We start from the raw sequence: 19,062 nt of genomic DNA, 5'->3' as shown, positions 1-19,062 counted from the left end.
CTCTCAGTGCAAGAGGGGGAACGTTACGTTATAGAGGTATTTATGAGACTTATGATGAACTCGTTGTTTGCAGCCCGCCGAACTTTTGCCCGTCGGGGCTAAAGCTATCTATAAGCTTCCTAAAGGCCTAAATGAGGAGGAATTTAAATGAGGAGTAATTAAATGAAAAAGGCATTTATATTAAACTCAATTATGAGATTGAGTTAGCATGATAAAATCACTCATATTTAAGGAGTAACAACAGGATCCTTAGCCTCGAACTGAACACTTACAGCCATTGTATCAAGTGTTGCCTTAACATTGTTCGATTTACAATTAGCATCTTCACCTTCAAAATAAACATATACTGTCGCTTCAATAGGTGTACCTGTAGATGCAGGAATCGAAGTAATACCTGTTACCTTTGTATCATTAACAGATGAAGCATCTAATGCCGTAACACTTGTAGCTCCATTTACTGTATATGTTAATGTTGATGCACTTGTTGGAGCATAAATATTGGTCGAATCACCTATCTTTACAAGTACACGAAGTGATTTATCAAGGTCAGCAGATGTTACAGTACCAGGTGGGGTAATTGTAACCTGCTTGATATACAAATCTTTTGTTAAAGATGATGTCGTTGCAGACTTAATATAGAACTTATTCTCAGAATAATATTTATCCGAACCTTCATTTGTAACTGTCGTATATGTGCCTACATGTCCATCGCCTGTTGCAATATCAGCATCATCACTGGAATTATGATACCATGTAGAACCATTTGATGTACTTGTCGGTAAGAGGTTTAGTGAACCAGTAGTTGTAGCTGCCGTAGCATTCCACGCACTCTTTGTTGAATTAGAGATTACGATACCACTTTCAGCCTGAGCTGTTACATTCATGCCTGTTGCAGTTACCGCTGTGTTCATCGAGAACCACGCGTAGGTGGAAGTTGCAAGCATTGTAGCCGATACCGCCAGCATACCCGCAGCCGGTATGAGCTTCTTCATGTTATTACTCTTTTTGTTAACATTATTTTTCATCATAAGTCATTTCCCTTCCATTAAATATTACCGGATAATCGGCACCGGCTGCCCGATTGTGTTATGTGGTGTATCGGATTTGTTATACTGTTTGTTTACAATTAGATTATACACTGCGAACCGCGTTTTGTCAATATAAATCCTAAATTTTCCCGTTTATTATCACATTTTTGTGCAAATGCACAATGAACAGCATTTTAACCGACTTTTTTAGTCCATTTTTCTCTACACTTGGTATAATATTTTTTTGTTATCAGTTTTAGTAAACAGCTTTTTTGTGACATTTTATTTTCATCTTTTTTGTCCTCTTGTTAAATACATTGCAGTTGAATTGCACAACTTTTAAATTTGAATAATCCATAAATTTTTTCATTTTTATTGATTTCTTTTATGCTTTATGTTATAATATAGAAAACATATACCATGAGGTATTCTTTATCTGACCCGCTCTTTCTCAAATGGTCTATCAGCTTCCACACATTAAATCAAAGGAGAGTAAATATGCAGCATATAGACGAACAGTTTATTCTGAAAAACTTTGATTCAGCCCTGAAAAAAGGTCACGTAAGAGCTTTTTATCAGCCTGTTATCAGAACATTGACAGAACAGATATGCAGCGTTGAAGCACTCGCCCGCTGGCAGGACCCTGAAATGGGGCTCCTTTCTCCGTATTTATTTATAAGCGTGCTCGAAAAAAACAGACTGATCCACAAGCTCGACCTCTCTATATTAGAAAATATCTGCATCACTTATAATGAAATGAGAGAAAAAGGGCTTCCGCTCCATCCGTTCTCGATAAACCTCTCGCGTCTTGATTTCAACGAAATGGATATGCTCGGAGCTATCTCCGACACCCTGAAAAAATACAACGTGCCTTCAAAGGCTATACATATCGAGATAACCGAGAGCGTCATGCTCGATAATACGGCTTATTTCCGCCGTATTTTCGACAGTTTCCATGAAGCCGGTTTCGCTATCTTCATGGACGATTTCGGCAGCGGCTATTCGTCGCTGAACGTCCTGAAGGATTACAGCTTCGATGTACTGAAAATAGATATGCGCTTTCTCAGTGATATAGGTCTGCGCTCAAAAAAAAATACTTTCATCTGTTATAAATATGGCTAAGGCTATCGGTATACACACTCTTGCAGAAGGCGTCGAGACAAGAGAGCAGATGCTGTTTCTCCGCAGCATCGGCTGCGAGATGCTTCAGGGCTATTACTACTCAAAGCCTATGGACAGCGAGATGTATGTGGATTATCTGACAAATTCAGGCATAGTCGTTGAAAATGTCAGCGACCACCAGTACTGGGATTCCATAGGTCAGATAAACTTTCTCAGTCCCGATCCGCTCAATGATATCGAATCTCAGCCCCTCGCCGAGAACGATATATCCATGTTCCGCGAGAGCAGCTCAGCTCTTGCTCTTATCGAACTCAGCGGCAGAGATGTAAAGGTTCAGTACGCCAACAAGTCCTATCTTGACGGCATAAAAAAGATCGGCTACAATTCACTGGCTGCCCTCGAAGACGCTATTGAAAATGTCCCCAATGTATACTACAAGGATCTCATAGATCAGATAACATCAACTCTCAAAACGGACAAGCTCATTAAAAAAGATCACTTCGCAAACAATATCTACTTCACCTATTCAACAAAATGCATCGCAAAATCAGACGGCAAATACATGATAGCTGCAAGTATCCGCACCTACGACCCGGTTCACGAAGTCAACCGCAGCGATCTTTTCGAGAAGTACAGCCGCGTACTTTTGAATACTTACGACCATGTTACCGTCATAGATTTCAAAAAGGACGCAATAATTGCCAGACTTTTCTCAAAAATAGGATTTCCCCTCGAGTATACCCTGCTTCCACTCAGTGAAGCACGCAAGAGGTTCGCCAAGAACGAGATACCTCGCAATGAGCGCGACAGATTTTTGAGATACATCGACTACGATTCCATACACAGACACATGGAACAGACAGGAAACACCGCCCTGCAACAGCCATTCCACATCAAGTTCCAAGATGGCGAATACAAGCTCATGGACGTTCGTATCATGAGAACGACCGTTGAAGACGGCGAAAAATTTCTGTTTATCATTCAGTCAATGTCCCCGTCAGCACTTGCGATCTCTGAGGAGATTATAAAAACCGACCCGAACAGATTCACAGAATGGTGATCGGACAGCAGTTTTCATTCAATGGGGATAAACAGATCAGGAGATCAATATGAAACAGATACAGATTGAATTTTATGACAGGATATCATTTCAAAACAAAATAACAGGAATTCGCAGAAAGTATTACGGGAAAAACGTTGTCTTTCAGGTATTCTACGATCAGAACAGACTGGAAGATGCAGTTGTCGTGACCGAAGTACTGCGTGAATACTACCCGGGTGCCCGTTTTTTCGGCAGCTCATCAAACGCTAATATCAAGGACGGTGCTATATCCAAAAGATCCGTGGAGATAGTATGCTGCATTTTCGAGTCTCACGAAGTCGATATTGAAATATTGCACTACAAATTCAATGAAGAAACAAAATACGAGGTCTGTGAAGACTTTATCCGAAAAGTCGCCGAAAGACCGTGGATAAAAGCCATCGAGATGCTTCTTACGCTCAGGAATATGTCATCAACATACTTCTGCGAAAAGCTGTCCGAAATTCGCAAGGGTATAAAAATATTCGGCGGCTGCGCGTTCAGCGAAAACCTGCAAAGGTCAAATGTAAGCGTTTTTTCCGACAAGCTGGGATTCACCGACGAAGGCGCTGTATTCATGCTAATAGGCGGTCCCGATATACACTTCTGGACGACCTTCATATCAGGCTGGAAACCTCTCGGTAAAAAAATGGTAATCACCAAAGCCGAAGGCAACCACCTCTATGAACTCGACGGCGAGCCGGCATACAACGTTTACTACCGCTACCTGAAAATAGCCAACGATCAGACGTTCATAAGGAACGCTCTCGAATTCCCGCTGTTCTACAATCTAAACGACGTAAATGTGCTCCGTGTGCCTGCCTTATGTCTGGAGGACGACACGCTCATTATGACTGCCGATATGATAAGCGGCGGAACAGTCCAGCTTTCATACGGCGATCCGCAGACCATTCTCAAAAGCATAATCAAGGAAGCCGAAAAGCTGGCAGACTTCGTTCCCGAGGGCATTTTCATATTCAACTGCGCTTCACGCCGCCACTTCTGGGGCGACGAGGAGGTAAATCAGGAAACAATGCCTTTCGAGTCTCTTGCAGATACCACCGGCTTTTTCACAGCAGGAGAATTCCACCGCTCGGGTAATATGCTCCATCAGCATACCGCAACACTGATAATCGTCGGTATACGTGAAGGCGAACCCGGTGAATCACGCAAGGACGAGCTGCTCATGCGCCACAACTACAATAACGATCACGTCAGCATGGTGCGCAGACTTGCGAACTTCATCGACGTTGCCTACAGCGAACTTGACGAGACAAACAAAAAGCTCGAATCAGCAAACCAGCAGCTCACAAAGCTTGCTATGCTCGACGAGCTTACAGGATTGTTCAACCGCCGTGAGATAAACCACAGGATAAGCTCGCAGATCGAAAAAGGCAGCCCATTCTCTCTGGTAATGCTCGATCTCGATCTTTTTAAAGCCGTCAATGACGATTTCGGCCACGAAACGGGAGATGTTGTGCTGAAAGGCTTTGCGGAGATAATGCAGTCAAATACCGTAGAATTCGGCGAAAACGCAGTTGCAGGACGCTGGGGCGGCGAAGAATTCATGCTTCTGCTCACCGATTCAAACGGCGATCAGGCTTTTGAATTAGCCGAAAAGATCCGCAATGAATATGAAGCCGAGGATTTCGGCATCGAATTCGTCCATACCGTCAGCTGCGGAGTTACTTCCTTTATCGTCGGCGAAAACATAGACAATATCTGCACAAGAGTGGATCACGCCCTGTATCACTCAAAAAACAGCGGCAGAAACCGCACAACTGTACTATAAATGCATAAAATATGCCCGAAAGTGAGCGTTTTATCACTTTCGGGCTTTATTCATGCAGCTTAATTGCTGTTTCAGCATTGAAATCACACCCGTATCGTGATATAATCATATTCGGAGATGATACAATGAAGAAAGACTTTTCAGAAGGAACTGTATGGATAATTATTCTCGCACAGGCTGTCCCGCTGATGCTGGCACAGCTCATACAGCTTCTGTACAACGTCGTGGACAGAATATACATAGGTCACATGAACGGCGGCGACGGCACAGCTCTGACGGGAATAGGACTTACCTTCCCGATAATTACTTTTATCGTTGCTTTTGCAGCTCTTTTCGGCATGGGAGGAGTTCCGCTGTTCTCTATCGCAAACGGCGCAGGGAAGCACGACAAAGCCGAAAAGATACTTGGCAATTCCTGCTGCCTGCTCCTCATAAGTGCAGCTGTTCTTACTGCGGCAGGGTTCATATTCTGCAAGCCAATACTCTATTTTCTCGGAGCAAGCGACAATTCATACCGCTTCGCCGCAGAGTATCTCAGATGCTATCTTGTCGGCACGGTCTTTTCCATGCTGAATACAGGTCTTAACGGCTACATCAGCGCACAGGGAGCTCCGAAAACGGGAATGATGACCATAATGATAGGAGCAGTTCTGAACATTGCTCTCGATCCTGTTTTCATATTCAAGTTCCACCTCGGCATAAAAGGCGCTGCTATAGCCACCGTCATCAGTCAGGCGGTATCGTCACTGTGGATACTGCGCTTCCTCACGCAAAAAAGCACCTCTCTCAGGCTGAAGCGGCAGAATATCCGCATCGTCCCCGAACTCACATCGGGCATCGTGAAGCTGGGCACATCAAACTTCGTTATGCAGGGCACTACCTGTTTTGTACAGGCAGTCTGCAACTCCACGCTCCACAGCTTCGGCGGAGATGTATATGTGGGCATTATGACTGTGCTCAATTCTATCCGCGATATATTCATGCTGCCAATACACGGTCTTATAAGCGGAGCACAGCCTGTCATGGGTTTCAATTACGGTGCAGGGAAACACGACCGCGTAAAGTCTGCCATACGCTTCAACACCCTCGCTGGAGCCGCCTATACTCTGGCAGCATGGCTCCTTGTGGTGACATTCCCTGAGTTCTGGTTCAGGATATTCTCGAAGGACACCTCTTTTCTCGAACACGGAGTATCAGCCATGAGAATATACTTCTACGGCTTTGTATTCATGTCCTTCCAGTTCGCGGGACAATCCGTATTTCAGGCGCTGGGCTACGCAAAACACGCTATTTTCTTCTCGCTGCTGCGAAAGGCTTTCATAGTGATACCGCTGACGCTTCTGCTGCCGCGGCTTGGACTGGGCGTAAACGGCGTATTCATAGCAGAACCTGTTTCAAATACTCTTGGAGGACTTGCCTGCTTCATAACCATGCGCAGAACAGTGTACAAAAAGCTTGAAAGCCGCTAATATCCAACTAAAAAACAATGCCCCGAAGCGATCGTCAAGACTGCTTCGGGGCTGGATTTATGTGCGGATATATTCTTTTACGTCTTTATCAGTTCCTTCGGGATAAGGTCGTAATCGAACATTACCTCGGAGTGATTATCGAGTACGAGCTTGCGGTCTACCACCTTGCCCGTTTTCTTGTCTATAGACTTCTTGTATATCTTGGACACACGGTAATACTTCTCGCCCTCTTTGCGGAAGCAGTGTCCCTCCTCCTCAAGCTCGAAGTACTGTGGGAACTCCTTTTCGCTGCGGAGCTCGCCGTAGAGATTATCGTCATCACACCAGAGCAGGAGCTGCACATTCTGGTCGGTATTGTTTCTGAATCTATAGTCTATGTAGTTATAGCTTACGGAAGTGCCCGAGCTGAACGGCACTCTTTCGCCCTCATCGGGAGCAAGTGCGTCCGAATGGCTGTGAAATTCTGTTACCTCCAGCGGACTGTGGAGTATAAGTCTGTGAAGGGTATTGCTGAGGTTGCAAAGACCGCCGCCGATGCCAGGCTGAAGCCTGTCGCCTATGATAACTCTGCCGTCCTTGTAGCCGCGGCGCTTAGTGGTCTTGCCCACGGTCCTCCAGAACGAGAACACCTCATTCGGACGGATAATAAGTCCGTTGAGCTTCTTGCAGGCAAGTCTGATATTCACAGCCTTGTTCTCCTGAAGTCTTATATCCACGCCTTTTCCGCGCTTTATGAGGTGAGAACTCTGCTCAGATACCACATTCGGCAGCTTCTTGCTGCTGTGTGTTACGGCAAACTTTTCCTTGCCTAAAAAGTCCTTGATATGCCGCCTGCATATCTCCTTCTGTTCGGATATTGCATAGCAGGTAGGGTTTATATCGCAGAATAGCTTATCCTTGTTCCAAAGCATTTTCATCTCTCCTGTAAGTATATGTCGTTGATATTATCGGGGCAGCTGCTGTGCCTCCACAGCCATAGTATGAGCTTTTCGAGATAACGCCTCTTGCCTATCCATTTCTCCTCGGGGAGTTTTATGAACTTTACAAGTATCCCCTTGATGCCGCTCATATTTGCACCAAGTATATCGGTAAATATCTGGTCGCCTATGACCACTGCCTGCGAACGCTCGATGCCCATTTGCTCAACTGCCATAATATAGCCCGATGTTTCGGGCTTTTCGGCATCACATATGTAGTCCGTTTCGATATTCCTGATAAATCGCTGAACGCGCTCGTCATCGTTGTTTGTCAGCAGAAGAGTCTTCAGCCCCGCCTCGTGTATCTTCACGAAGAGCTCGTCCACCTCAGGAGTAGAATCGTCGCCGTGGTGAACAAGGGTATTGTCTATATCAAAAATGACACCGCGGAAGCCCTTGTCATAGAGCTTTCTGTAATCTATGGCGAATACGCTCTCTGCATAGCCGCAGGGATAATAATCTCTCAATCTTCTCATTTGTTCATATAATCACAGACTGCATCTATCTGCTCACGGAAGCCTTCGCCGAAACGCTTGTCAAAAAACGCGCTGCCAATAGTGAAAGCCCATGGTGAAGCCTCCTTCAGCTCGTCAAGACGCTTGAAGCTGTCAACGCTTCCTGCGATACACACGGGAGCTTTTACCTCCGCAGAAAAACGTCTGTTGAGCTCTACGGCATCGCCTGTATACCTGTATCCCAGCAGGTCAAAGCCGTCCACTCCCTTTTCGAGACATCTCTCAGCTTCGGCGATCATGCCGTCGATGGTGCCGTCAAGTACTGACGGACGCTCGGTGATCTCGCCAACATACGGCATATACTTCATGCCATTTGCCTTGCATATCTCATTTACAGAATCATAATACATTGTTCCCATAAGTATATCACAACCACACTCTACAGCTGTTTTTGCGCCTGCAATACCTTCCTGTTCGCTGTATGCCACGACCTCAAGAGCAGTCTTCTTGCCGCATTTCTTCATATAAGCAAAAAGCGCCTTCATTTCATCAAGGGGGAGCGGTTCTTCCTTGAATCCAAAGTATTCAGCCTTTGAGTCCTTACACTCCTCAAAGACCTCCTTTGCATTCATTACGGTCCTGTCATTCTGTGTCAGCATTACAATTAGAATAGGTTTAGTGTTCATACATTCCCAATCTCCTCGGAAATATTTTTCTTAAGCAACGTGCAATAAAAGCACTATCGCACACTATTGTAACATATATAAAGAAATATGTCAAATATAAATTGCGTATTTCTTGAAAAAAGATGACAAAAATAATTATTTGTGATATAATAGTAGCATATCAATAGGAGGAAATATATGAATAAGTACAAAAAGCTGGCATTCAACACAGTGATATTCTCTATCGGCAGCTTTGGAGCCAAGTTCTTTTCACTGTTTCTGAACAACCTATATACAAAACATATAAGCCCTTCGGGACTTTACGCCAAGAACCTTCTTGAGACCCTCGTGCTGTTCCTGCTTCCCGTTTTCACCTTTTCGCTTACAGAAGCTGTAGTGCGCTATGGTCTTGACAACAAATATGACAAAAAGGAGATATTCACCACAGCAGGAGCTTTCACCCTATGCGGTCTTGCACTTCTGCTGCCTGTTGTGCCTTTCCTGCACCTCATACCAATACTGCGCCCTATAACAGGCTATTCCGCGCTTCTTTTCATATACGTCTGCACCTCGGCAGCAAGAGCGCTGTGCTCGCAGTTCGTCCGCGCAAGGAACATGGTCACGCTGTTTTCACTTGACGGCATTCTTGCCACCATGACCCTGTTCATATTCAATGTCATATTCATTTCAAAGCTGGATATGGGAGTACAGGGCTTCATGATATCCATGATACTCTCCGATGCCTGCTCAACGCTCTTCCTGTTCATAGCTGCAAGACTTCGCCGATTCGTCAGCAGAAAAGCCTTCAGCAACGAACTGGGACGCAGCATGATACGCTTCACTCTCCCCCTGATACCCACCACGCTCATGTGGACATTCACAGGCTTCTCCGATCAGATATTCATTGGAAATATGCACAGCGACCACGCTATACTCGGCGAGAACGCAGCAGGCATATACGTTGCCGCGACCAAGATTCCCAACCTTATATCAATGCTCTCCACAATATTCATGCAGGCGTGGAACTTATCCGCGATAATGGAGAACGACTCAAAAGACCGAGACCGCTTCTACTCAAAGGTATATGAGGCATATGAATCCGTGCTCTTTATGGGCTCGGCAGGGCTTATACTATTTATAAAGCCGATATCAGCCATTCTCATAAACTATAGCAACTACCCTGCCTACAGGATAGCCTATACATACACTCCCCTGCTCATTGCCGCAGCTGTATTCACCTGCCTGAATCTCTTCCTTATGGGGATCTATACAGCCACAAAGCACACAAAGAACGCATTTTACACCATACTTGCGGTTGTTATCGCAAATATCGTCCTCAATTTCGGGCTAATACCGCCGTGGGGCATACAGGGCGCAGCATTTGCGACCTTTCTCAGCTATCTGCTCTGCTACTGCATTCGCATGATAGATGCAAGGTACTATGTCCCATTCCGCTTTTCCGCGCTGAAGACCTTCCTCAATACCTCACTGCTGATCCTGATGTGTATTCCCGTTATCTTCGAGTTCAGAGGCTGTGTCTTCTGGGAAATACTCCTGTCGGCAGCAATCTCCGCACTTAACTATAACGCACTCATTACCACTGCAAAAAAATTAGCATTTAACCGTTAACAGCATAAATTATTCAGGGAACGTCTTTGCGGCATTCACTTTTCTTGTGCTGCCGCTCCGTGAATTCCGCAGCGCACTCAATTCACACTTCATTCATACTTTACCTCATGAAAAGCGCACATTATAGCCACTCAATTATACAATATGACAATTTTTGATAGTTTTTTAAGACAAGTTTAAGATTATTTTAAGGATTTGTTATTATTATGGAGGTATAAAATTTTAAAATTGCCTCAAATTTCCTACAGGAGGATGATAACCATGAAAAAGAAAAGCTTGATAGCAGGTATAATGTCTGCCTGTATCATCGGAACAGTCGCTGCTGTAACAACTGCTGCTTCTGCTGCTGAAGCTGAATATGTTTACGGTGACGCTAACCTCGATGGATCTGTGGATATGTCGGACGTTGTACTCATTATGCAGTCACTGGCAAACCCGACAAAATACGGTATCAACGGTTCAGAAAAAAACCACATAACTTCAGAAGGCATCAACCGCGCTGATGTCAATGAAAGAGAAAACGGTCTTACCTCAAGTGATGCTCTTTCTATCCAGCGTTTCCTTCTCGGTACCATAAAGTCTCTCCCTGAGTCCTACTCAACTGTTCAGACTACCACTACTACTGCTCCTATCGTAACCACCACAACTACTACCACGCAGCCTGTAGTTACTGTTCCAAAGGAGGAAGTAAAAACAAAGATCCGCCTTAACGGCACGTCTGTCAGCGTAGAAGGCAAGTACGCTGTTGCAAACGGCTCAAAGGTAACGATCTCACATTCAGGTACATACACTATCGAGGGAACTCTCAATGACGGACAGATATACGTTGAAGTGCCTGACGCAAAGGCTGATCCCGACACTGTAAAGCTTGTACTCAACGGTGCAAATATCACAGGCAAGAGTGCTCCTGCGATCCTTGTAAAGAACGCTGACAAGACTTCAATAACCATCGCCGATGGCACCGAGAACACTATCTCCGACGGCGAGACCGCTTATTTTGGCGATGACGCTACAAACGCTGTTATCGAGGCTAAGGACGATATCACTATCAAGGGCGGCGACAGCGGCACAGGTGTACTCAATATAAACGCTAATGTTCAGCCTGCTGTTGTCTGCAACAACGATATAAAGATCACAGGCGGCAATATCAATATAGTCGCTAATAACAAAACTGACGGAAACGACGGTATCAAGGGCAAGACTTCCGTAGTCATAAAGGGCGGCAAGCTTTCTGTCAACGCCGAAGGCGACGGTATCAAGTCCTCAAAGGGCAACGTTGACATCGAAGGCGGAGAAGTCTCCATAAAGAGCGGCAAGGACGCTATCCAGGCTGAGACCGCTATCAATATCAAGGGCGGCGATATCGGCGCATTCGGTGACAGAGGTCTTACCTGCGCAGGTACTATCGACATCGCAGGCGGAAATATCGTAGCTACTGCTTACGATAAACAGTGCGAGAACCTCACTTCCACTTCTCAGCCTACTATGATGCTCGACTTCACCAAGGAATGGTCAAAGAACAATCCTATTGCTGTTACAGACACTTCAAAGAAAATCCTCATCGAAAAGAACACCCTCAGAAAGTATAAGTTTGCTGTAGTTTCCTCTTCAGACTTCAACAGCAGCTCAGAATATAAGCTCTTTGCAGGCGGCATCAAGATGAAACACAGCTCGGGAAGCACATTCAAGAGCGGCTCACCTGCTGCTTACAAGGACGTTAACAACGATATGGACAACGAGGAACAGCTCTACGGCGATCTGTTCAGCCAGAACACCATACATACCGTTGATATCAAGATGTCCGAAAGCGACTGGCAGTCCTTCATGGGCGTTGCCCAGAAGGAAGAGTGGAGACCTTGTGACGTTGTCATCGACGGCGAAGAGTACAAGAACGTTGGCATCAGAACAAAGGGCAACAGCTCACGTATGATGGTGCAGAACGGAAAGTACAGCTTCCGCTTCAAACTGGATAAGTACGACAAGTACACCAATTACCACGGTCTTACAGAGTTCTGTATAAACAATATGTACTCCGACCCTTCATGCATGAGAGATATCCTCTGCTATAACGCTATGTACCAAATCGGCGGCGTTGCTCCCCTTGCAGCTCACTCTGACGTTACTCTCAACGGCAAACTCTACAGCTTCTATATGATCGCCGAGCAGCCGGGTACTACCCTCGCTGAGCGCTACGCTATGGACAATGACTCCAACCTCTACAAGGCTACCGAAAGAAGCAACCAGGCCGGAGGCGGCGGTATGTGGGGCGGCATGGGCGGAGGTGACAGCTACAGCACCTTCACCGAAAAGATGCCTGTAAGCAACCTCGACCTCAAGTTCGGCAACGACGAACAGCTCACTCACCTTGAAGAGCTCAAGTCCGCTATCAATAAGCTCACTACTTCCAATTATAAATTCATTGAGGATGTTATGGACGTTCCAAGCTTCCTCAAGGGCTTCGCTGTAAACTCCGTAATGTGCAACTACGACAGCTATAACGGCTCGCTCGCACATAACTACTACCTCATGTATACAAACGGCAAACACTACTTCGTAGGCTGGGACTACAACCTCTGCCTCGGCAACTTCATGGACGGCGGCAGCTCCGTAAATTCAGACGTTACAACAAGCCTCTATCAGGCAACTGTTGATAACCGTCCTTTCGCTAAGCTCCTCCAGATTCCTGAATATTACGATATGTATGTAGGTTACGTCAAGGAGATCATGAACCTCTATAGTGATCCTGAGAAGTACGTTTCAAATTATGCAAGCAAGATACGTTCACACGTTCAGGCTGACCCGCTTGCCGGCTTCACTGTTGACCAGTTCGATAAATGCACTTCAAAGAGTGCAAACGGACTCCAGGTAAACAATAACAATAATGGCAATAACAACGGTTTCAACTGGAACAACGGCAACAATAACGGTCAGAATGGTCAGTGGAACTTCCAGTTCAACGACAATGAACCAGAAGATACTTCCTTCAAGCAGGATTGGGCTTTTGAAGGCGGCTTCAACTGGGGCGGCGACGGCGGCTTCGGCGGCGGAGGTTTCGGCTTCGGCGGTGGCGGCGGCTTCGGCGGTGGCGGCGGCGGCTTCTTCGGCGGCGGAGATGTCTCTGTTGTTGACTTCCTCATCAAACGTTTTGAAATTATCCGCTCTTCACTTAAAATGTAAATAAAGTTAAAGCCTGAGAATAAAACTGTTCTCAGGCTTTTTCCCTGTATATCCACATTTTTTCATAATGCTTTAATACGACTATAAAGTTAAATGATAAATTTTTATAAAAACTATTGACAATCGCTCCCTTCTTTGCTATAATTATTATGTTGTGATTCACACAACGCTAAAATAGGGGTATAGCTCAGTTGGTAGAGCAGCGGTCTCCAAAACCGCGTGCCGAGGGTTCAAGTCCTTCTGCCCCTGCCAAAACGATAATTATGAGAACTTGTCAGAGGACACGGTATGTACTCTGACAAATTTTCATATACATTAAAAAATGTGGCTTGACAGCTATTGTTGCCGTTCGGGCAGCGTTTGTTTTCCCACTCCCGACTGCTAAGACCTTAATATGGCTCGTAATACCTTTCTTGAACAACAAAGAACACAGGTACACATCGCGGCTCATTCCCGAGACTGTTTATAAAGTATATTGCTCTATTCAGTTAAGGTGTTAAGGCGTAGCACTCACTTCAAGCCTTTGTATTAAATTGTAAAGTTCCTTTTGGTGATTTGGGAATTTGCAATGCAATAAAAAGACAAGCCCTTCAGACACCGCAACGTAACTGAAAGGCTTGACAAGTTCTATTATAAGTGCTATAATGTAATGTAATCATTACACCGCAACACGTAAATAGCATTCTCACTAAGTCATTCAGACATTCCCGTGTCTGTATGATTACGAGGCGTAGTCAGTCGCCAAACTGTCTATGCCTTGTGGGGGTGCTTTTTTATTAGCTAATGACATTATATCACATTTATATACCCTCTGTCAACCCCTTTTTGTCATATTTTTTGAAATCTTTTCAATAAGCAATTTTTGATTAATAAAGCAATAACCGCCTACTCATTCCCTGAGTAGGCGGTTTTATTATGTCATGTCTTTAATTTTCTTAAGATCGCCATCTTGATAGCCAACACACATTCTTTCAAGCCAATCCTTAATTCCTTCTTCTGCTTCTTCTGCACTATCATATTGCATAAGTAAACCAGCAGTATCAGTAAACACTGTGCACCTTTCCTCCACTACTTTACCGTCCATAAATACAGGGTGAGCTGTTACAGCATAATACACCTCACTTTTTGACTTATATAAATAGACAACCCTGTTATTATGCACATCCATTTCATTTCCTACAAAATAATAGGGATAATCTAAATCCATATCAATAGGAGATGAAATATAATCATCAATCCTACCATTAACAGCATAGATTGACACAAGTTCATAATCATCATCACCCGTATGATCATGTTCAATTATTTCTGTATCAATCAAATACTGTATTCTCTGGTCTACTACTTCACGGCAAAGCTTATCTATACTTTCAAGATTTTCGTTTGTCAATAGAGAATTATCAAGTAAGCAAACTGGTGCTTCCTCCACAGAAATCTCATATTCTCTTGTTTCTCCATTGATTTTATATTCCATATCTCCGAATAGTTCTTCAAAAGCAGCTTCATCAGGATTTGCGGTTACTTCAACTACTATTTTGTCATCATCAGCAGAAATAAGTTTTGCCTTATATTCAATCTGTTCCGAGAAATCTTTTTTCCCATAATCCATTTTTATATCTAAACATTCTGGATATGCGCTTTTATCGTTATCGAGAGATAACGATAGCGTTTCAAAAGGATCAACTATTGCAATTTCATTTACTACACCTGGCTTTGTGGTTCTTTCGGTTACAGTCTCAATTTCTATTCCAAGTGTAGTTTCGCTTTTTGTCTCTTTCTTACTCTTTGACTTATCCTCTGACTTATTGCCACAAGCGCAAAGATTAAGTGCTGCTGCTAATGCTATTATTGATATAAATACTCTTTTCATGATGTACCTCCTATTTTTCTTTAGAATATCATATAATTTAATCATTGTCAATTGTCATATTGGAGAAAAGAAATGGCTATATTTCTGCTTATTTGGTATAAGCGTAAAAATGTGCTATTATAGCACATTTTATTCTTCTGTCAGTTCTTCCTTTATCTCCCGTTTGTACTTATAATATGTGTTTCGGCTTAAATTAGCCAATTTTATACACTCTATATCATTAAGAGTGCCACCAAACGTTTTACAATGCTTCCTGATCAGTTCCTTTGCCGGGGCTTCTTTTTTTACAATCAGCTTGCTGCCTTTTACCAAGCCGATCTGCTTACCATTGAGCCGAGCTGTTTCAATGCCCTCTTTGGTACGCTGCCGAATGTCCATTACCTCTTTCTCGGACTGCTCAAATGCAAGCTCTATTTGCTTTGCTGCAAGCAGCTTCAAGACCTTGTTTGTTGCTTCAATATACACATCGGCTATATCATTTCCGACAAGCTCCACGCCGCCGCTCAGAGCTTGCTTGTAGTTCTCGGTATTGACATAAGGCTCCTTAAGGAACACAAGCTCTATGCCCTTGTCAAGCAGCTCCATGTACTGCTCTATCCCCTCTTTAGCATTACGGCTCATTCTGGATACACTATCGAATACAATAGTATCTCCATTGCGAACCGCCTTTGAAAGCTTAAGCCATGCATGACGGTTTATCACAACACCTGTGTATACTTCCTTGAAGATCACTGCATTTGGAAAAGAAGCAAGGATATTTCTTTCTTGCCGTTCTATGTTCTGTGTCGGCTTTGATATACGGCAGTATCCGAATACCAATTATATCATCTCCATTCGTATCAAATCTGACGAGCGTTTCTTTTTATACTTATTATTATAGTCCAAAACATAGCAAAAGTCAATATATTTTGATACAATTATGCGTAGCCTTAGTTTTGGTACATTAATTGTGCTATTATAGCACAAAAATCTCCCCATACAAATAATGGGGAGATTTGTTTTTTGTACCTCACTTGTTATTAACTATCTTAAAATAATCACTCAATTTTGTTAATGGCGTTTTATTTGTACTGTTATAAGCATAAATACTTAATACTATTGAAGCATCTACTGCATTTACAGAACCGTCTCCATTAGCATCAAGTCGCATAATATCATCTTGTATAGAGCTTGGATCCTGCTTTAATCGTTCTATCTCAGCCGTCAGTTCTGCGTTCTTCTTTTCAAGTTCTGCTATATATTTTTCTTGCTCAGATAATTGAGGTGTCGCTATAACATGGCTTGAAAGGATTTCAGGTGTCACAATAAAATCATGTCCCAAAAATCTAAATGAGTATTCTTCTGTTATATCTATCTTGGGAGTAAAAATGACTTCTATTTTTTTATTTACTGGAAGATTAGGTAATGCTCCATAATATGAATACTGACTTAAAAGCTCATTTACTGTTCCCCCCCAGGATCCAGTTTTGGATTTACAATAATAATAATAAAATGTTGGATTATTATTATATGAAACAGACCAGCTTCTACTAAAATTGGAATATCCAGAAGAAGAATCTTTAAAATCATATTCATTAGGATAATAGCTTAAATCTATATTATCCCATGCAGAATAGTCAGTTATTTTACTATCCTTATCGCTAACTGGATAATAGTTGTTGTTATCATCACTATAAGAGAGTTTATTTTTAAACATATACTCCTTTGATTCATTTGAATATGAACTACTATTAATAATTGTTACAGCATGAGAAACGGTAGCAAAGCCGTCCCATTCATGTGAGTTCCAGAAGTAACATTTTACTGTTCCGTCTGAATATATATCTGCCTGACAATCTATATAAGGGTACAATGTGCTTTTATCATCATCGATATAGTATGAAGTAGTCCATGTTTCGGTTTTTACGATTTCTGGTTCAATGACAGCTGCATTTGAAACATAAACAGTTAAGCTAACACTTAACCAAATAGCTGATATAAAAGCTGTTATCATTCTTTTACAATTCATAATAATACCTCCTGTTATTCAACATCTAAAAACTTTTCAATAACGGTCATGATTTCCTCAAGCCGTTTACCGCCTATACCTTTGATCTTGCTCAGCTCTGTTTCCAGTGCAGGAAGATCTATTGTCTTGCCCTCGCTGCCGAGCAGCTCATCGCCGTACTGGAGAATGAAATTAGTCAGCTCCTCACGGTTCATCTTTTTGATTTTCTTGTAAGTATCTCGGTCTATTATCTCTTTGTTTGCCATTATTTGCTCCTTTAACTACCACATTCTCCTGCGTATATCCTCACGAACACTACTTTGAGCTGCTTCTTTTGTCGGAAATAGTCTGCTTTCTCTAAGCTTGATAGCTCCGTTGCCGTCGGAGAAGCGAATAGTATACATACCCCCAACGTAATTAATTACGACACACGCTCTTATAAAGTGACCATTTTCGACTATATATACGGTCTGACCATGTTTATACTTTATATCCATATCACACAAATTCTGCCCTCATCTTTGTCAACGGTTCATCTTAACAAGAGCTTTCAGTTTTTGAATTATACTTCTATCTACATCAAACTCTTTTGCAACTTCAATCTCATTGCCCGTAATGTAGCGCTCTGGATCTTGAATAAATAGCTCAATAATATGTGAAAACCTATTATAAGTCATACAGTCAGTTAAGGTATTCTTCACTTCACAAAACTTCACCTTCTCGTTATCGAGAAATACAATTGTTTTCTCAAACAAGTTGAATTCGTCTAAAGCAGCCTGTACCCTTCTGTTCGATACATTGAGCTCATTTCTTAACATCCCTGTAACATTGGAGGTGGCTGACTAATGACCGATACTGCTGTAATTGATAACAATGCTTTTGTGCAGGCAGACGAACTCGCCGAGGAGCTCAAAAAGCGCCGCAAAGAGCAGAATGAATTAAAAAAAGGCCTTGACGAACAACAAGAAAAACAGAAAAAACACTTCCGTGTAAATATCATCACGTTAGCAGTTCTGGTACTGCTGATAATCATAATGGTGATAATCAAGTACATAATCTACATCTGTCCGGAAAAGGTCAAATTCGACAAGAACGTTCAAAGCGTATCTTCAGTGAATCCCGATACCTCACAGATGCAGGTAATGCCATTCAATGAAGACTTAGTGGTCGCTTGTCAGCCGATAATCATAGCTGACAGCAGGGATAAGACTGCAATAGTTGACTTTATCTCGCCTGACAGCTGCAAGGTACTCGTTCGTGCAGAGATATTCACCGCTAAAAATAACGTGAAAAAGAAATCGTTCAGAATGTTCTGGACCAACTTCCTCCACCCAAAGGACGATAGCATGGTTCGCATAGGTGCTACAGGCTGGATTCGTCCCGGAGAGATGATCTCCAAGCTCAAGCTTGATGAGCTGCCCATAAGAATGAGCGACGTTACGGTGCGCTTTTCGGCTGTAAACCCAGCCAATACTAAAATAAGCGCAGGTATATTCAAAATGGAAACCGTAATGCACGTAGTTGATTACAAGGGGAAGATGCTCGATGAGAACGGCAAGTGGGTCAATGCAGGTCAATAATATTAAAAGTGAAAGTGTCTGTTAAAAGGATTGCGCTAATATAGAATTCCTATTCTAACAACTATAAGCAAGACCTTTACAGCAGGCTATAATCAAAACCACCCGTTAAACGGGTGGTTTGAAAAAGCCCTAAAAGGGCTTGATACAGACACTGCCCCTTAAGAGGGCTGAGAAAGGTCTGCCAACTGCATTTCATTCTCAGCTACCCCTTAAGGGGTTTTATTTCTTTT

At 43.1% G+C, this 19,062-nt stretch carries 14 protein-coding genes, 1 tRNA gene and 1 pseudogene; 7 read left to right on the top strand and 9 right to left on the bottom strand.

Annotated elements, in window-relative coordinates; all coding sequences use genetic code 11:
- Positions 1 to 227: 227 nt before the first annotated feature.
- Positions 228 to 1,028 carry a hypothetical protein gene (locus K6G33_RS01650; protein WP_296775533.1) on the bottom strand — a complete coding sequence of 267 codons (801 nt, stop codon included), beginning with the start codon at positions 1,026 to 1,028 and terminating at the stop codon, positions 228 to 230.
- Positions 1,029 to 1,448: 420 nt separating this feature from the next.
- On the opposite strand from K6G33_RS01650, the pseudogene K6G33_RS15220 reads away from it, so the two are divergent.
- The 3 genes and pseudogenes from K6G33_RS15220 to K6G33_RS01630 all read left to right on the top strand — a co-directional run bounded on the left by K6G33_RS15220 (position 1,449) and on the right by K6G33_RS01630 (position 6,492).
- Positions 1,449 to 3,210, top strand: a pseudogene (locus K6G33_RS15220) (EAL domain-containing protein).
- A 49-nt stretch (positions 3,211 to 3,259) separates the two neighbouring features.
- Entirely contained in the window at positions 3,260 to 5,023 is a 1,764-nt protein-coding gene (locus K6G33_RS01635; RefSeq protein WP_296775526.1) for a diguanylate cyclase, read from the top strand.
- Between the two features lie 125 nt (positions 5,024 to 5,148).
- Entirely contained in the window at positions 5,149 to 6,492 is a 1,344-nt protein-coding gene (locus tag K6G33_RS01630; protein ID WP_296775524.1) for an MATE family efflux transporter, read from the top strand.
- Between the two features lie 77 nt (positions 6,493 to 6,569).
- Here the strand turns inward: K6G33_RS01630 and K6G33_RS01625 are convergent, their stop codons facing one another.
- Genes K6G33_RS01625 through K6G33_RS01615 form a run of 3 tightly spaced genes read right to left on the bottom strand, consistent with a single transcriptional unit; the run spans position 6,570 to position 8,610 of the window.
- Positions 6,570 to 7,403 carry a VanW family protein gene (locus tag K6G33_RS01625; RefSeq protein ID WP_296775522.1) on the bottom strand — a complete coding sequence of 278 codons (834 nt, stop codon included), beginning with the start codon at positions 7,401 to 7,403 and terminating at the stop codon, positions 6,570 to 6,572.
- A 2-nt stretch (positions 7,404 to 7,405) separates the two neighbouring features.
- Positions 7,406 to 7,945: a YqeG family HAD IIIA-type phosphatase gene (locus K6G33_RS01620; RefSeq protein WP_296775521.1), complete on the bottom strand. Its 540-nt coding sequence runs from the start codon at positions 7,943 to 7,945 to the stop codon at positions 7,406 to 7,408.
- On the bottom strand, positions 7,942 to 8,610 hold the full coding sequence (locus tag K6G33_RS01615; protein ID WP_296775518.1) for a hypothetical protein: 669 nt from the start codon (positions 8,608 to 8,610) through the stop codon (positions 7,942 to 7,944). The genes K6G33_RS01620 and K6G33_RS01615 overlap by 4 nt, the downstream gene beginning before the upstream one ends.
- Before the next feature lie 177 nt (positions 8,611 to 8,787).
- On the opposite strand from K6G33_RS01615, the gene K6G33_RS01610 reads away from it, so the two are divergent.
- The 3 genes from K6G33_RS01610 to K6G33_RS01600 all read left to right on the top strand — a co-directional run bounded on the left by K6G33_RS01610 (position 8,788) and on the right by K6G33_RS01600 (position 13,647).
- A complete protein-coding gene (locus K6G33_RS01610; RefSeq protein ID WP_296775517.1) occupies positions 8,788 to 10,218 on the top strand; it encodes a polysaccharide biosynthesis C-terminal domain-containing protein in 1,431 nt (476 codons plus the stop codon).
- Between the two features lie 261 nt (positions 10,219 to 10,479).
- The gene (locus K6G33_RS01605) at positions 10,480 to 13,395 is read left to right on the top strand and encodes a carbohydrate-binding domain-containing protein (RefSeq protein WP_296775515.1); all 2,916 of its coding nucleotides are present in this window, start codon (positions 10,480 to 10,482) and stop codon (positions 13,393 to 13,395) included.
- Positions 13,396 to 13,571: 176 nt separating this feature from the next.
- Positions 13,572 to 13,647 (top strand) — tRNA-Trp (locus K6G33_RS01600).
- A 661-nt stretch (positions 13,648 to 14,308) separates the two neighbouring features.
- On the opposite strand, the gene K6G33_RS01595 is transcribed toward K6G33_RS01600, so the two are convergent.
- The 5 genes from K6G33_RS01595 to K6G33_RS01575 form a co-directional block, all read right to left on the bottom strand.
- Positions 14,309 to 15,265, bottom strand: a complete 957-nt coding sequence (locus tag K6G33_RS01595; protein WP_296775512.1) for a hypothetical protein — start codon at positions 15,263 to 15,265, stop codon at positions 14,309 to 14,311.
- A gap of 129 nt (positions 15,266 to 15,394) precedes the next feature.
- Entirely contained in the window at positions 15,395 to 16,084 is a 690-nt protein-coding gene (locus K6G33_RS01590) for a recombinase family protein (RefSeq protein WP_296775511.1), read from the bottom strand.
- 190 nt (positions 16,085 to 16,274) lie between these two features.
- Positions 16,275 to 17,273, bottom strand: coding sequence for a hypothetical protein (locus K6G33_RS01585; RefSeq protein WP_296775508.1), 999 nt, complete (start codon positions 17,271 to 17,273; stop codon positions 16,275 to 16,277).
- A 14-nt stretch (positions 17,274 to 17,287) separates the two neighbouring features.
- Positions 17,288 to 17,518, bottom strand: a complete 231-nt coding sequence (locus K6G33_RS01580; RefSeq protein ID WP_296775507.1) for a hypothetical protein — start codon at positions 17,516 to 17,518, stop codon at positions 17,288 to 17,290.
- Between the two features lie 15 nt (positions 17,519 to 17,533).
- A complete protein-coding gene (locus K6G33_RS01575) occupies positions 17,534 to 17,758 on the bottom strand; it encodes a hypothetical protein (RefSeq protein ID WP_296775505.1) in 225 nt (74 codons plus the stop codon).
- A gap of 339 nt (positions 17,759 to 18,097) precedes the next feature.
- Between K6G33_RS01575 and K6G33_RS01570 the strand changes: the two genes are divergently transcribed.
- Positions 18,098 to 18,832 (top strand): hypothetical protein, encoded by a 735-nt coding sequence (locus tag K6G33_RS01570; protein ID WP_296775503.1) that lies wholly within the window; start codon positions 18,098 to 18,100, stop codon positions 18,830 to 18,832.
- Positions 18,833 to 19,062 lie beyond the last annotated feature (230 nt).

The sequence above is a fragment of the Ruminococcus sp. genome (assembly GCF_024691275.1).
Taxonomy (GTDB): domain Bacteria; phylum Bacillota; class Clostridia; order Oscillospirales; family Ruminococcaceae; genus Ruminococcus.
This window is presented reverse-complemented; position numbering and strand designations above follow the sequence as displayed.